Annotated in this window: 14 protein-coding genes and 2 tRNA genes; 7 read left to right on the top strand and 9 right to left on the bottom strand. The window is 65.6% G+C overall.

The features are described from left to right. The first annotated feature begins 40 nt into the window (after positions 1-40). Both ACT53T_RS17370 and ACT53T_RS17365 read left to right on the top strand, forming a co-directional pair. Positions 41-116, top strand: a tRNA-Glu gene (locus ACT53T_RS17370). Between the two features lie 373 nt (positions 117-489). Further along, positions 490-792: a hypothetical protein gene (locus ACT53T_RS17365; protein ID WP_400767607.1), complete on the top strand. Its 303-nt coding sequence runs from the start codon at positions 490-492 to the stop codon at positions 790-792. A 199-nt stretch (positions 793-991) separates the two neighbouring features. Here ACT53T_RS17365 and ACT53T_RS17360 read toward each other — a convergent pair whose 3' ends face one another. Beyond that, entirely contained in the window at positions 992-2,296 is a 1,305-nt protein-coding gene (locus ACT53T_RS17360; protein WP_476162181.1) for a glycosyltransferase family 2 protein, read from the bottom strand. A gap of 165 nt (positions 2,297-2,461) precedes the next feature. Next, the gene (locus ACT53T_RS17355; RefSeq protein WP_476162180.1) at positions 2,462-3,610 is read right to left on the bottom strand and encodes a HupE/UreJ family protein; all 1,149 of its coding nucleotides are present in this window, start codon (positions 3,608-3,610) and stop codon (positions 2,462-2,464) included. Between the two features lie 218 nt (positions 3,611-3,828). Between ACT53T_RS17355 and ACT53T_RS17350 the strand changes: the two genes are divergently transcribed. Beyond that, the gene (locus tag ACT53T_RS17350; protein ID WP_400767614.1) at positions 3,829-4,248 is read left to right on the top strand and encodes a copper resistance CopC family protein; all 420 of its coding nucleotides are present in this window, start codon (positions 3,829-3,831) and stop codon (positions 4,246-4,248) included. Positions 4,249-4,288: 40 nt separating this feature from the next. Beyond that, positions 4,289-4,858, top strand: a complete 570-nt coding sequence (locus ACT53T_RS17345) for a hypothetical protein (RefSeq protein ID WP_476162179.1) — start codon at positions 4,289-4,291, stop codon at positions 4,856-4,858. Position 4,859: 1 nt separating this feature from the next. Here the strand turns inward: ACT53T_RS17345 and ACT53T_RS17340 are convergent, their stop codons facing one another. The 5 genes from ACT53T_RS17340 to ACT53T_RS17320 form a co-directional block, all read right to left on the bottom strand. Beyond that, a complete protein-coding gene (locus tag ACT53T_RS17340; protein ID WP_476162178.1) occupies positions 4,860-6,005 on the bottom strand; it encodes a PepSY-associated TM helix domain-containing protein in 1,146 nt (381 codons plus the stop codon). A gap of 443 nt (positions 6,006-6,448) precedes the next feature. Further along, entirely contained in the window at positions 6,449-6,667 is a 219-nt protein-coding gene (locus tag ACT53T_RS17335; RefSeq protein ID WP_018265231.1) for a YdcH family protein, read from the bottom strand. Between the two features lie 121 nt (positions 6,668-6,788). Next, the gene (locus ACT53T_RS17330; protein WP_476162177.1) at positions 6,789-7,382 is read right to left on the bottom strand and encodes a hypothetical protein; all 594 of its coding nucleotides are present in this window, start codon (positions 7,380-7,382) and stop codon (positions 6,789-6,791) included. A 10-nt stretch (positions 7,383-7,392) separates the two neighbouring features. Next, positions 7,393-8,823 (bottom strand): protein adenylyltransferase SelO, encoded by a 1,431-nt coding sequence (locus ACT53T_RS17325; RefSeq protein ID WP_476162176.1) that lies wholly within the window; start codon positions 8,821-8,823, stop codon positions 7,393-7,395. Between the two features lie 155 nt (positions 8,824-8,978). Next, a complete protein-coding gene (locus tag ACT53T_RS17320; RefSeq protein WP_024880096.1) occupies positions 8,979-9,158 on the bottom strand; it encodes a YdcH family protein in 180 nt (59 codons plus the stop codon). 265 nt (positions 9,159-9,423) lie between these two features. Here ACT53T_RS17320 and ACT53T_RS17315 point away from each other — a divergent pair. Next, a tRNA-Val gene (locus ACT53T_RS17315) sits at positions 9,424-9,498 on the top strand. Between the two features lie 274 nt (positions 9,499-9,772). Continuing rightward, complete coding sequence (locus ACT53T_RS17310; protein ID WP_476162175.1) at positions 9,773-10,243, top strand: Ros/MucR family transcriptional regulator; 471 nt, start codon at positions 9,773-9,775, stop codon at positions 10,241-10,243. 37 nt (positions 10,244-10,280) lie between these two features. On the opposite strand, the gene ACT53T_RS17305 is transcribed toward ACT53T_RS17310, so the two are convergent. Both ACT53T_RS17305 and ACT53T_RS17300 read right to left on the bottom strand, forming a co-directional pair. Then, positions 10,281-12,305: a GumC family protein gene (locus tag ACT53T_RS17305; RefSeq protein WP_476162174.1), complete on the bottom strand. Its 2,025-nt coding sequence runs from the start codon at positions 12,303-12,305 to the stop codon at positions 10,281-10,283. 14 nt (positions 12,306-12,319) lie between these two features. Next, the gene (locus tag ACT53T_RS17300; protein ID WP_476162173.1) at positions 12,320-13,069 is read right to left on the bottom strand and encodes a metallophosphoesterase family protein; all 750 of its coding nucleotides are present in this window, start codon (positions 13,067-13,069) and stop codon (positions 12,320-12,322) included. 251 nt (positions 13,070-13,320) lie between these two features. Here ACT53T_RS17300 and ACT53T_RS17295 point away from each other — a divergent pair, with 251 nt between their 5' ends. After that, positions 13,321-14,874 (top strand): sugar transferase, encoded by a 1,554-nt coding sequence (locus ACT53T_RS17295; RefSeq protein ID WP_476162172.1) that lies wholly within the window; start codon positions 13,321-13,323, stop codon positions 14,872-14,874. Positions 14,875-14,878 lie beyond the last annotated feature (4 nt).

Below are 14,878 nucleotides of genomic sequence, written 5' to 3'. Positions count from 1 at the left end.
TCTGCGCCCGCTTCGCGCCGCCTTCCGGTCGGCGCAGCCCGCGCCCATCGTCTAGAGGCCTAGGACGTCGCCCTTTCACGGCGAAAACACGGGTTCGATTCCCGTTGGGCGCGCCAATAATTTCAACGCCTTAAGGTCGGTGGCGGCGAACTCGTCGAATATCCGTCGAGTATATGCCCGCGAACGGCTGCGCACGTCCGCGCGCTCCGCCCTCACTTCCTGTCCAGCCTTCGGCCTGACGTCCATCGGCCGCGCGCCACACGCTGCGCATCGGAATCGACCGGCGAGGTCCGAGACATAGATCGAGCCCGGCAGCTCCGAGACGTCGATAATATGCCGCTGGCTGCAGGCGCACTCTCCTCGAGCCTGAAGCGTCAGCGCGCGACTCCACGTAATCGGCGCAATTCGATCCGAAGCTTGGCCTGGGCTGAGAAGCGAAGCCGGAATAGCCCTAAGGCGACGGCTCGCAGAGAGTGGAAGGTTGTTGCAATGATTGCTCTCGCGAATGGACAGCTGCCGCGGAAGGTCTTGATTCTCATAGTCACGCTCGTCACTGCGCTGTCTCTCTCGGGCTGTTACACTCCCGGACAACGCGCCACAGGCGGCGCGATCATCGGCGGACTCGGTGGCGCGGGCATCGGCGCTCTGGCGTCTGGAGGCCTTGCCGGCCCTACGCTCGCTGGCGCGGCAGTCGGGGCGGCAGGAGGCGCGATCATCGGCGCTGTCACCGCGCCCCGGCGTTACGGTTGGCGTCGCCACGCTCACCGGCATCGCCACTATCGCTATTACTGATGCGTCTATCGTCGAGCCGTCCGAGCCGACATAGAGCCAAATGCAAAAACGCCCCGCGCTTACATCCGGCGTCGGGGCGTCTCGCTGTTGCGTCTGGTTCCGGGAAACCTTCGGCTTGCTCACAGAATAGGCGGTCGAGTTCTGTGATGCAAGCGTGGGCGCCGAGTCTCGCGCGTCGCCGCTCTCGGCGATGCGCTCCTCAGTAATGCCAGAGCTGATCGCCGATTTTGCTCAGTCCCGGGAGACTGAGCAAGCGTCCGAAGGTCAGACAAAACTCGGCAATAGGCCTCACCCAGGCGCGCGGGGCGCGTCTCTTCGCGCCGATATGGCGCTTGCGGGCGCGCGTCACGCGTCTCGACAACTCGGCGAACGCGTCCGCGCCGAGGCTGGCGCGAATTCGATCCGCCTGCGCCGCCAATCGCGTCTCGATATAGCGCGAGAGGCTCTCGTTTTCCCGAAAGTCGGGGTGAACGATGTGGGATTTCTGCAGGCAGATCAGCGCGCTGACATAGCGGTCCACGCCGAGGCGATCGGTCAGCGCGCCGACATCGTCGATCAGCCGATCGACGACTGCGCGCCAGGCGAAATATTCCGCCTTGAACGCCTTTGTCGGATCGGCGTTGTGAACGCCGCAGAGCTCGGCGTGGCCGGCGAATCCATTGCCGCCGTGAATGCGATAGATGGTCAGCGGGGCGTCGATGAGCGCGACGCCGCTGAGCAGTCGCACGCCTTTGTTGAGATAAGTGTCGCCATGGAGCCGGAGCGGCATAGAGCCGCCTCCGCCGAGCAGCAAGGTCAGCGCGTCACGCCGGAAGCAATTGCCCGAGGTCGGCGCATAGACCCAATCGCCCCACTCATGCGCGTCGATGAAATGCACGCGGGCGCTCACATCGTCCAGCGGCGCATGCGCGAAGGGCCAGAGATCGCCGCAAAGATGGAAGGGGCGCAGGCGCTCCTTGCGGACGCCGCGCCCAGAGGCGATGAAGTCGCCGAACGCGCTCCAGGAGGTTCGGACGACGCCCTCATTGGTGGATTGCAGCATGTCCGAGGAGGTGAAGCCGACCGCTGTCCGCAGCGAGAAATGCACGAAGATATGCGTCTCCACGAAATTGGGGAGGAGCATGTCGTCGGCGTCGAGAAACACCACATAAGCGCCGGAGCTGGCGGCGAAGCCGGTATGGAAGGCGGCCGTCTGGCCGAGGTTTTCGGCATGCGCGACGATCGCGACTTGCGGATGGCGAGCGCGAATGGCGCGAAGGACGAGATCGCTCTCGTCTGTCGAGGCGTCGTCGACGATGATGCATTCGATGCGCGGATAGGTTTGCGTGAGCGCCGAATTGAGCGCCTCGAGCAGGAAGCGGCCGTAATTGTAATTGGTGATGACGACGCTCACGAGCGGCAGCTCATAGGCGAGCCGGCCGCCGAAAGCGCGGCCAGGATTCGGCTTGACGAAATCTACGTCCTTATCGTCGGCCTCTCGAAATTGGGTGAAATTTTCTAGCATAATCGGCTCTACTGTCCAAAAACGCTTCACCGCCCGCGCTCGCGCGGAATGAATTCCATCGCGGCAAGCGCTGTCACGACAAGCCGTTACGTAACGCTATATACGTAGATGTCCCTATTGAAAAGGGCGCGCGTTGCAATTCATGCGCGCATTGGTCGCGGGGCCTCAGCCGACGCCGAAAATGCGCTCGGCCAGCCAATAGGCGCCGAAGCAGGCGATGACGGCGGAGACGGCGCGCACGAGGCGCGGATCGCGCAGCCCATGGGTGAAAAATCGGTCGATCGCCAAAAGCAGCGGCAGCGCGACCAGCACCACGCCGATCTGCCCCGCCTCGACGCCGAGATTGAAGCTCGCCAGCGCCGGCACCAGGGCGCGCTGCGGCACGCCGATCTCGATGAGCCCGCTCGCAAAGCCGAATCCATGGATGAAGCCGAAGACGAAAGTGTCGCGCCAGCGGCCTTCCACCTTGCAGGTGAAGAAATTCTCGACCGCGACATAAATGATCGACAGCGCGATCGCGATCTCCACCCAGCGGCTCGGCAGATCGACGAGGCCGAGCGCCGCCAGCGACAGCGTCACCGAATGCGAGACGGTGAAGGCGGTCACCAGCTTCACGACCGGCAAGACGCGCGTCGCCCACAGCATCACCGCGATGAGGAAGCACAAATGATCGTAGCCGGTCATTATGTGCTCGATCCCGGCGGCGAAGAATTTCGGCGCCAGCTGCCAGGGCGTCAGCAGCGGCTTGGAGAGATCGATCGGCGCGTCGCCGGGGAAGACCATCGCCTCGCCGGGCGCCGGCTCCGCGCCGAGACGCTGCGCCTCGGTGAGGCGCTCGTCGGCGTCGCGCTCGCCTATGCCGACGAGATGCTTCGCGCGGCGTCCCTGCGCCTCCAGCAGCCGATAGGGATCGTAGAAGATCTGTCCCGCGACGGCGCTGCACTCGAGGCGCAGCACGACCTTGGAATCGCGCGGATTGGCGGGGTCCGAGCCCACCGAGACGATCTCGCTCGGGCAGGTTTCGCCAGCCTCGTTCCGCAGGGCGACGCGGCTCTGGATGAATTTGCCGATCATCGCCTCGATCACGCCGGGCTCGGTCAGATCGACATCGGCGGCGCTCGGCTTGCTCTCGGCGAACATGCGCTCGATATCGGCGCCGAGAAAGCCGACGTCGAGGCGATAGCGGCCGCCTCCTTCCGGCACGATGCGGCTGCTGGAAATGTCCGCCGTATGCGCTCGCGCGGCAGCCCCGCCGCCGAGAAGGACGAGAATGGCGAGGAGCAGGGCGAAGGGCGAAGGCGTTATTCTCATCATCTCTCCTTCGCCATCGTCTCTCTTGACGCTTCGTGACACGGCGACGTATGCAAGAAGCTGAAATAGTGCATATCAGCCCGGCCGAGACAAGGCCGAAGCGGATAGGGCCGAGGCGGGCCGGCGCGCTCGCTGCGTCGCACAATCGGTGGCGGCGCGAGCGCCTTGCTCACGCCCGAGAGGGCGCTTAGCATCACGGGACGCACGACAAAACGGAAACCATGAACCTTCCCGCCGCCGCTCCTCATCGCGCTTCTCGTCGAACCGCCGTCGCGCCGCGCTGCGCCGCGCTTCTCCTGCTCGGCCTCGCTGTCTGTCTCGCCTCGCCGCGCGCATGGGCTCACGCCATCGTCGTGCGCACTTCGCCGGCGCAGGATGGCGTCGCGCCCGGAAACATCGGCAAGGTCGATGTCTGGTATGACGCCGGCATAAGGGACGCTTTCGCGGCGCTGGCGGTGATCGCCGCCTCCGGCGAGCGGGTCGACAAGCGCGACGCCGCGATCGATCGCGCCGATCCGGCCCATGTCTCGGTCGGCGTCAATCCGCTCGGCCCGGGCAAATATACGGTCCGCTACCGCGCGCTATCTGCCGACGGCCATCTCGTCAGCGGCGCCTGGGAGTTCGAGGTGCGGCCGCAATAGCGCCGATCGAGCGCAGCTTAAGGGAAAGGAAGCCGCCGCGATGAGTCCCAACGGCCGGATGAATCTGTTGTTGTTCCTCGCCGTCGTGGCGATCGCCGCCGGCAATGCGGCCGCTTTCACCTATTCGCTCTGGGGGCCGTCCTTCAGCCTCTATTGGAATGATTTTCTGGACGCGCATCTCTATCGGCCGGCGGTCAAGGCGGGCGATCGCACGATGGCCAACTGCCTCAAGGTCAGCGATTTCTATTCGGCGCGGCTGACCACCTATTTCCTCGGGGATTCGGACAGCAGCGCCGGCGGCCCCACCACCGACCTCAGCAAATATGACGAATATTGCGATCGTGTGCCGGGCACCGGCAAGGTGATCTTCTCCGTCACGCTGATGGAGAAGGATGTGCGGAGCCAATCCGTCGCGCTCGCCTTCTACAAGAGCGACGCCAAAGGCGGCCTCGAGCTATTGACCTCTGTCCCTTCGAAGCCGCATCCGGCCGGCTTCGTGACCTTGGAATCCTCGGTCGATCACAAGGGCAAATATCTCCTCGAGCTCGCTTTCGGCGAAGGCAAGGGCGAGGAGGACAAGATCGCCATGCCGATCTCTGTCGGTCAGTGATCTATTTACGCCGAGCGCGGCGTTTCTGCCGCCACCGCAGGAACCCGGTCACATAGAGGGCGAGCGGCGCGAGCCCGGTCAGCGCGACCAGCGCGCGGCCGGGAAGGCCGAAAGCCTCGCCGCAATGCAGCGGGAACAGCCATTCGAGCAGCCTCTCGCCCGCGGTGAAATCGTCGCGGTCCTGAATCTGCAGCACGCTTCCGCTGTAACGATCGACGCCGACATTGCGGAATGTCTTGGCGCGGTTGGGCTCGCTTTCCGACTGCTTGCCGACGACATAGACGCCATCGTCGCCGCTCGGCAGCAGAATCCAATGCAGCCGACCTTCCGGGAAAATCCTGTCCGCGCTGGCGACGGCTGCATCGAGACCGATGGGCGCGCGGCCGTCGATCGGCGTCGATCGTCCAAAGTCCGGCTCGGGCCGCACGGGCGAGATCAGCGTCGCCAGCGAATGCGTGGCCGGCTTGAAGATCATCGCGATTCCGGTGGCGAGCGTCGCCAGCAGCAGAATGGCGAAATAGGCGCTGACGCTGCGATGCGCGTCATAGACGATGCGCTCGCGGCTCGCGCCCCATTTGATCGTCAGCCCCATCCGCCAATCGCCATTGCGCGGCAGCCAGAGAGAGAGTCCGAGCATGATCGAGACGAAGAGCGCAATTCCGAGACAGCCGATGAGATAGGCGTTGTTCACGCCGAGCAGCAGCGTCCAATGAAAGGCCATGACGATCTGCACGAACGGCTGCGCGAAAACATCGTCGCCATGCGCGAGCAAGCGGTCGCCGGTCACTTCGGCGCGGTAGGGATCGACGAAAATCTGTCGGAACGAGCTGTCGAGATCGTCGGTCTCGATCATATAGGCGATGACCGCCGCAGCTTTCGCATGACGCGGCAGAGTGATGCGCTCGGGGCGGCTCTCCGCCGGCATGGCCGCGGTCGCCGCCGCGAGAATTTCGTCGAGCGGACGCATGACGGCCGGCGTCGGCGGCTCGACGCGCATGAGCGGAGCGTTCAGCCATTCGTCGATATCCTCGCGAAAGGCGAGCAGGCCGCCGCTGAGCCCGATGAGGACGAAAACCGCGCCGGCGAAAAGGCCGATGTAGCGATGGACCGCCAGAAATATTTTGCGGCCCCGCTCGTTACGACCCATGATGCGCGCCTCCGATCCGCCGAAAGATCGAGATGTCGCTCGTGCTCGGCGTCGCCGCGCAGAGGGGAGCCTCTTCCGCCTTGCGTGTCAACGGCGGTGGAGCGGCGGAGATTTCAAAAAGAAAATCGCCCGCCGGCGGCGGGAGGTTTTGGCCGTCCGGCGCTAAACGTGTAATATAGGATGATTGAAGCCTCGGGCGGCGCAAATGCTGTCCGAGTCGGGAACCTGCTGCGCTGTTCCGCCGCATCTCGGCATATTGTATCTCTCTAGGACAGGCATAGGCTCGCCAAAATTGAAAAAAGAACGGCGGAGGACCGTATGGGGAGCGCCCAGGATAGCAAGGAAACCGTAAGGCTCGTGGCGGTCCTCGCGATCGTCGCCATTGTCTCGCTCGCCGTGGCGGTCGGCCTCCGAATGTGGAAGTAGCGCCGCTTTCGCCCGCATCAGGCGATGATGTCGGGCGTGAGCTGATCCTCTAGAAACGCCAGGCGATCGCGCAGCAGCAATTTTCGTTTCTTCAGCCGCTGAATTTGCAGCTGGTCCACGGCGCCGACCGCGAGAAGGGCGTCGATCGCATCCTCGAGGTCCTTGTGCTCGAGCCTCAGCCGCTCGACTTCTTGCCGGATCGCATCGCGTTCGGCTTCGTTCAGCTCATCCACCATTCGCCAACCTGCCCGAGCGCCGCTCGGCGGCGAGTCGTGACGCGAGGATTATCGCCTCGCATCATGTTCATCTTCAAGTCCTAATGAGAAGGCGGCGACGCCTTCCCGCGAATCTTCCGTCTCAATCGACCGCGATCGACTTGTCCAGCTCCACGCAGGCGGCCGGATCGACGCGCTCCAGCTCGAAGACGCGGTTCTGGCGCGTCAGCTCCAGATAGACGGATTTCTTCTTCTGGTCCGGGCCGCGCCAGCCGCTCACGCCCTCGTCCAGGTAGAGCGTGACCGAAGCGCCATCCTCGGCGAGATCGATGGGAAATTCGCCGCCTTCCTCGGCCGATCCGCCGAGGCCGCCGCGCGCCATGCATCGGGCGGCGGCGTCCTTGCGGAAGGAGCGGACGAGGCGGGCGCCGGAGACGTCGCGATTGGCCTCCTCGCTCCAAACGCAGCCGCCGACGACATAGAAGGGCTTGCCATGGCCCTTGTGGCGAAGCTCGATGCGCAGATCGCGCGCGTCCTCCGGCGTCGTGGCGAGCTCGCGCTGCAGCGACAGCCGCACGGAGACGACGGTCTGGCCGGGATGCGCGCGCAGATGCGCTTCGTCATAGCGACGGAAGAAGCAGGCCCCGCTCGGCGGGACTTTGTCGATCAGCAGATTTTTGGCGGCGGCGGCGCTCGAAAGAGCGAGAAACAGAGAGACGCATAGCGAGCGCTTCATTTTCCGAATGTCATCCCCCGGCAGACGCCGGCGCATAGGCTTCGCGCATCGAAGCGATCTGCGCGACCTTGTCGGCGAGCGCGCTCCAATCGTCGCGCTCCGCGATATGCGCCCAGATCGATTCGACCTCTTCGATCAGCATAGTGCAGGGGACGGGGCGACGAAAATAGGGATGGTCGAGATTGGCGGCGGGCGATGTCTCATGCGCGGCGAGCGCCGCGCGCAGCCCTTGGAATTCCGGCGCGTCATAGGCGGCGGCCTCCGGGCTCGCGGCGGCGCGCTCGCGGCTCGCCATGCCGCCGCGCCAATCGAAGAAGGTCTGCTCGAAAGGCGCCTGCGTCTTGCCGAGAAATTCCAGCAATCCTTTGGCGAGCGCGGCGTCCTGCTCGGGATCGTCCGCCGGCAGCAGGCCGAGGCGGTCGAGCAGAGCGAGCTGGAACTCGCGCTGGATGACGGCCTGAAAGCCGCCGAGAATCTGCTCGGCGCGCTGCAGCCCGACATGCGGCAGAATGGTCTCCGCGAGGCGCGTGAGATTCCAGCCGAGCGCGCCCGGCTGACGGCCGAAGGAATAGAGCCCGCTGTCGTCGAAATAGGCCGCGGTGAATTGCGGATCATAGCGCGGCGCGAAGCGCCACGGCCCATAGTCGAAGCTCTCGCCGGTGATGTTGATATTGTCCGAGTTGAGCACGCCATGGACGAAGCCTGCGGCCATATAGCGCGCCCCGAGCCGCGCCACCCGCGCCACGACGCGCTCCAGAAAAGCGCCGGCGCGGCTTTCCTCGCCGGCCAGCTCGGGAAAATAATTGGCGACGCAATAGTCGATGAGCCGTCCGAGCGCTTCGCTATCGTCGAGATGGGCGAGGCGCTGAAACGTGCCGATGCGAATATGCGAATGGGAGAGCCGCACCAGCACGCTGGAGCGCGTCGGCGAGGGCTCGTCGCCGCGATAGAGCGGCTCGCCGGTCTCGATCAGGCTGAAGCTCTTGGAGGTGTCGACGCCCTGCGCCTCCAGCATCTCCGTGGCGAGAATCTCGCGCACGCCGCCCTTCAGCGTGAGCTTGCCGTCGCCCTGGCGCGACCAGGGCGTGCGGCCCGAGCCCTTTGTGCCGAGATCGAGCAGGCGTCCGTCCCCGGCGTCGCGCAGCTGCGTGAACAGAAAGCCGCGGCCGTCGCCTATGTCGGGATTATAGGTGCGGAACTGATGGCCGTGATAGCGCAGCGCCAGCGGCTGCGGAAAGCCGCCGGGCAGCGGCTCGAAACGGCCGAGATGGGCGATCCATTCCTCTTCCGTCAGCGTGTCCAGGCCGACGCGCGCCGCCCAGCGCTGATTGCGATAGCGCAATATGTGCTGCGGAAAGCGCGCGGGCTCCACAGGGTCGAAGAAGCCGTCGCCGAGCGTGGCGTGGAGGGTCTCGGCGCGATAGCGCGGGGAAGGGGGCATGGGGATTCTCGGCTCTCGCTATGGCAGAAAATTCTGCGACCATAGACGCCGCGAAGCAAGCCGGGCGCCCGCATCGGCCTGGGCGCCGTCCCCCGCCACAAAAAAAGGCGGAGAGCAGCTCTCCGCCTCGACGCTAGACCTCTATCGCAATCTGCTCAGTGCAGGCTGACGCCCTGCCGCAGCTTGTTGATCTCGTCCTTGAGCTGAAGCTTTTTGCGCTTCAATTCGTGGAGCTTCGAATCGTCGTATCGGGGATGGTGCTGAACCTGATCGATCTCTTTCTTGAGCGCCTGATGGCGGCGTTCGAGCTCGACGAGATGGGTCTGTAGCGACATACGGCGCCTCCTTTGGTTGATGACAGAAGGACGACGTCAGTGTGACATGAATTCCAAGGCCCGCAAGAGGCGAAGATGTCTCAGGCAAATGAATTATTTCGTCCAAAGCCGCTGTTCGCGGAAGGAAATCTTAATGCTTGGCGAGCTGGGGCCGGGGTTTTGCGACAGAGCGTGGAAACTGTCGAAGGGCGCTTGCGCCTCGGCCCGACTGCCATTATACGGGCGTCACTCGCGCTGGACGGAGCAAGCATCCGAACGGCGCCGGGGGCGCGTAGCTCAGCGGGAGAGCACTACGTTGACATCGTAGGGGTCACAGGTTCAATCCCTGTCGCGCCCACCATTCTGATCCACCCTACGCACGATCTGTTCCGCCGCCCGATGACGAAAACACATCGGGCGATTTTTTTTGTCGGTCGCGTGGCGTCTCCTTCGTTGCGTGGCTGCGCCGCGGCGATATTCGGCGGAGTTTCTATTTCAATTCGACGTTCCGCGGCCTATATCATCGAAATTGAGCTTGTTACTGAGGCCGAATCTCTCGACGCGGGAAGTCGCCGATTGCAATCGACTTCGATATCGGCTCCAATCGATAAGATTCGACCGCGGAGGAAAAAGCCATGTCCGAAGCCGAAGACAAAGCGCTCGTCGCGCAGATACTCTCTTCCTATCTTTCGAATAATACTGTTGCGCCTCTCGATCTTCCCTCTGTCATCGCGGCCGTGAAAAAAGCCTTCGGCGGCGGCGACGCCGAGACGACGAATGCAACGGAGGGCGAGGCCAAGCAGTGGCGGCCTGCCGTTCCTGTGAAGAAATCCGTCACGGCGGATGCGATTTCTTGCCTTTGTTGTGGCGAGCCGTTCAAATCCTTGAAGCGTCATCTTCAGGCCGAGCACAAGCTGACGCCGGAGGAGTATCGCGCCGCCTTCGATCTGAAGAGCGATTATCCGATCGTCGCGCCCAATTACGCCGCGCAGCGCTCGGCTCTGGCCAAATCGCTGGGTCTCGGCCGCAAGCCGTCGGCGAAAGGCGCCGCCGCTGCGAAGAAGCGCGGCGCGCCGGCGCGCGGCAGAGCCGCCGCCGAGGCCTGACAGAAGCCGCGCCGCGGAGCTCGCTCGTCGGCGCGTCTCACTCGATATGATAGGCGTCGAAGGCGCCTCCGCCCGCATAGGGCGAATAGGCGTAGGGGCCGTATTTGCGCGCCTTCGCCTCGCTCACCAGATTGAGCGCGACTCCCGCAATTCTGCCGCGATCGGGAAGCCGCTCGATCGCATGGGCGACCGTCTCGCGCGCCGTCGTGGCCCAGCGAATCACGACGATTGTCTTATCGACGAGGCCAGCGACGACGATCGGATCGACGACAGGGCCGAGCGGCGGCGTGTCGACGATGACGAGATCGAAGCTTCCGCGCAGCGCGGCCAGGAGCGTTTTCATCTTCTCGGAGGCGAGAAGATCGGCGGGAGCCTGTATCTCCCCGCCGGCCGGAAGAACCCACAGCCCCCGCGTCTCGTCGAAGAAGATCGCGGCGATCGGGCTCGCGGAGCCGATGAGCAGCTCGACGAGGCCGGGCCTCTCCTCGGCGCGGAAGAGCTTCGACGCGGCGCGGCGGCGCAGATCGGCGTCGATCAGCAGCGTGCGCAGGCCCGATTGCGCGGCGGAGGCGGCGAGCGCCGCGGCGATCGTCGTCGTTCCTTCGCCGGGGACGGCGGAGGCGAGCTGAATCAGCCTGGGCGGATCGTCCACATCGCTCATGGCGATGGCGCTGCGCAGCGCCCGGAGCGCCTCGCTGGCGCGCGACAGGGGTTTTGCGCGCACGAGATCGACGAGGGCGGGGTCGCTCGATGCGATTTTGGGAATGGAGCCGAGCAGGGGCAGGGCGAGCGTCGTCTCGATCTGCGCGATCGTCGTGAATCCCGTATCCTTCAATTCGCAGGCATAGGCGGCGCCGAGCCCGAGGATCGCGCCGAGCGCCAGCGCGATCAGCAGGGTCTGCTCGGCGTCGGGCCAGGACGGGGCGCTCGGCGCGAGCGCCGGCGATATGATTCGCGCGTCGCGCGGCTCGAATTTGGCTTGCTCCTCCACCAGGCGCGCGCGGCGCATCGTCTCGTCGAGCAGCTTGCGATCGGCGGCGGCGGCGCGCTCCAGCTCGTTTCGCCGCGCCAGCCGCTCCTTGCCGCGCGCCTCGGATGCGGAAATCTCGCGCAGCGCGGCCTCGGCGGCCTCGCTGCTTTTTTCCGCCAGCTCCAGCTCCTGGCGCGCGCCGGCCGCGAGGCGGCGTCGCTCGGCGCCCATGGCGCGCTGGACATCGGCGATCTCGGCGCGCAGCGCGATCACAGAAGGATGCGCCGCCGTATAGCGGGCGCGCAGCTCCGCCTCGCGACGGGAGAGCTGGTCGGCGCGCTGGCGAAGCTCGTCGAGCGCTCCGCCGAGGCTGGGCTGCCGCCCGAGCTCTATTTGGGCCTTTCGTTCGGTCGCCTCCGCGCGCGCCTCCGCCGCGCGCTGCGCGATGGCGGACTTCTGCTCCGCTGGCGTGGAGGGGCCGGCGGCGGCGCGAAATTGCGCCAGCGCCTCCTCGGAGGCGCGCGATTGGCGTTGCAGCGCGACGAGCTGCTCGGCGAGCCAGGCGGAGGCGCGCCGCGCCGCCTCGAGCCGCGTGTCCAGCCTGTCGACCACGAAGGCGTCGGCGATCGCATCGGCGAGCCGCGCCGCTTTCGTCGGATCGGTCGCGGTGACGGCGATTTTTATCACCGGCGAATAGCGCAGCTGGGCGACGGAGAGGGCGTTGCGCAAACGGTCGAGCGCGGCGGCGCCGAATTCGGGATCGTCGGCGAGCCTCTCCCGCTCCACGACGCGCCGCAGCAGCGCGGCCGATCTTATGACGGCGATGTCGCTCTTCATCGTCTGCCGATTGATCGGCGCATGGGCCAAGATCGCATCGGCGCCGATCGAGCGATTCGGCCGCATCTCGATCAGCAATTGCGCGGAGGCCGTGTAGCGCGGCGTCGCCATGGTCAGGAACGCCGCGCCGGCGAGGAGCGCGAGACATATCGCGCCGAGCAGCGGCGGCCAGCGCCGGCGGAGGAATTGCGCCGCGGCGCGGAGCTTGCGGCTGCGCGCATCGAGCCAGAACGCCGTCCTCGCGCGCTCGCGCATCGCTCGCGGCGCGGTCAGAAGCGGTCCGCGAACAGCATGCGGCGGCTGTCGCCCTCGAGCACGACGGCGGTGAGCACCGAGGTCGCGAAAGCCCCCGTGTCGACATTGATGCGATTGGGCTGAATATCCGGCTCGGAGACCGGCGTGTGGCCGTGGACGATCATTTTTTCCCAGCGGCCTTCGAAGCTCAAAAACGCCTCGCGGATCCAGAGCAGATCCTCCGCCTTCTGCTGGGCGAGCGGGACCCCGGGCTTCACGCCCGCATGGCAGAAGAAATAATCGCCGAAGCTCGCCGTCAGCCTCGTCTCCTGCAGGAATTGCAGATGGTGATCCGGCAGCCGGGACGTCAGCGCGCGGCGCGCCTCCTCGTAATTGCGGCCGCGCATGACGGCGGAGACGTCCACCCCATAGGAATGCAGCGTCTCCACGCCGCCGAACTTGCGCCAGTTCTCGAGCACGGACTCGTCCTCGAGGAAGCGCATGAAAATCTCCTCGTGATTGCCGCGCAGCGCGATGAAGGGCGTCGGAAAATCGCGCCGGCTCAGCCATTCGACCACGGTCGAGGATTGCAGCCCGCGGTCGATGTAATCGCCGAGGAAGATGGTCAGCGTCTCCGTCGGCGCGGCGTCGAGCTCCGCCTCGATCCGCCGCGCGAGCGTGTCGAGAAGATCGGCGCGTCCGTGAATGTCGCCGACGGCGTAAATGCGCAGATTGGGAGGAAGGACAGTCGGAAGCCCGGTCTCCAAAGCCAAAAATTGCGTCAATCTCGAAATCGTCATCTCACCGGCCCGGTCCTCGCCGCGCTGGGAATCCCGCCGCGACGGGCCGCAAGTCTAGAGCATATCGTCCGTCGACGAAATCGCGACGGGCCGCGTTTCGTCGCGCTTTTCTGCATGCGCTGACGCAGGCGTGGAAGCGCCGCCGCCCCATTGTTGACATATTATCTCGGCTATGCTCAAGATCGAGCGCCCACTTTTGGCCGCAACTATCTGTTTGCGCTGGGAATATTTTCAATATGAGGGTAGCGTCGCCGGCATCGAGGGATGGGACTGCCTTTCGCCTCCGGCTGGCCGACATCGGCTGGGCTACGGCGGCGCCTTTCATCGCCCTCGCCCTGCGCGACCCTCAGCTGCTCGAGGCGGGCGATCTCACGCGCGACATTCCCGCGCCTTTTCGCTACGCCTTTCTCTCCATCGCCTGCACGCTGCTGGTCATGTGGGGCTTCCGTCTCGGCGACCGCATGGGGCAGTTTTTCTCGCTGCGCGACGCTATCGACATTTGCGTCGCCTCCGCCTGCGCCGTCGCCGCGAGCAGCGTGGTTCTCTTCACGCTCACGCGCCTCGAGGGCGTGCCGCGCTCCACGCCGCTGATCTATGTCCTCGTGCTCGCCGCCGGCCTCGTCGCGATCCGGGGGGTGAGCCGGCTGCATCACCGGGAGGTCTGGCGCAGGGAGCTCGAGACCAGCGTCGCCGATCCGTCCACGGCCTTGCGTCGTGTGATCCTGATCGGCGTCGATCGCTTCGCCTCGGCGGCGATCGAGCTCATCGACTATCAGCTGCCGCGGACGACGCAGATCGTCGCCGCTCTGGACGCGCGGTCTTCCTTCGTGGGGCGCAAGGTCGGCGGCGTCTCGATCGTCGCCCTGCCGCAGGACATCGGCGCGGTGCTGGACGAATATGCCGAGCATGGCGTCGAGATCGACGAGGTGTGGCTCGCCGACGACAAGGAGGCCTTGCCGGCCGAGCTGCTGAAGGACGTCGCCGCGCAATGCGACGCGCGCGGCCGCGATTGCATCCCTATTGCGGAGGCGCTCAATCTCGCCCCGCGGCAGGCGCGGCCGGAGACGCGGCTCGGAGGGCCGCCGGACGGGCGTTTCGACATGCCGGGTTATTTCGGCTCCAAGCGCGTGATCGATCTTCTGGCGACGAGCCTGCTGCTCGTCTTCGCCGCGCCGATGGCGCTGATCGTCGCTTGCGCCATCCTCATCGACGTCGGCGCGCCCATCGTCTTCTGGCAGCAGCGGGTGGGGCGCAATGGCGAGCGCTTCTTCGTCTATAAGTTCCGCACTTTTCGGCCGCCCTTCGACCGCCGTGGCCGCCGCGTGCCCAAGGAGCGGCGCCTGTCGAGGATCGGCCGCGCCATCCGCGCCGCTCGGCTGGACGAGATTCCGCAGCTCTACAATGTGATTATCGGCCATATGTCGCTGATCGGCCCGCGCCCTCTGCTGCCTGTCGATCAGCCGGCCGATCCGCGGCGGCGGCTCAGCGTGCGGCCGGGCGTCACCGGCTGGGCGCAGATCAAGGGCGGAACGCTGGTCACGCCCGAGGAGAAAAACGCGCTCGACGTCTGGTATATTCGCCACGCCTCCTGGCGGCTCGATCTGGCCATCGCCTTCGGCACGCTCGCCATCGCCTTCACCGGGGAAAGGCTGAATCGCGCCGCGGTCGAGCACGCGACCGGCTGGTATCGGCGGGAGTTCGAAGGCGCGCGCGGCAGGGCCGAGACGGTCGGCCTGCGTGCGCAGGGACGCGCGAAATCGCCCGCGCTCGCGCCGGGACGATCGATCTGAGGGG

Source organism: Methylosinus sp. DMC45 (genome assembly GCF_056313885.1).
This window is presented reverse-complemented; position numbering and strand designations above follow the sequence as displayed.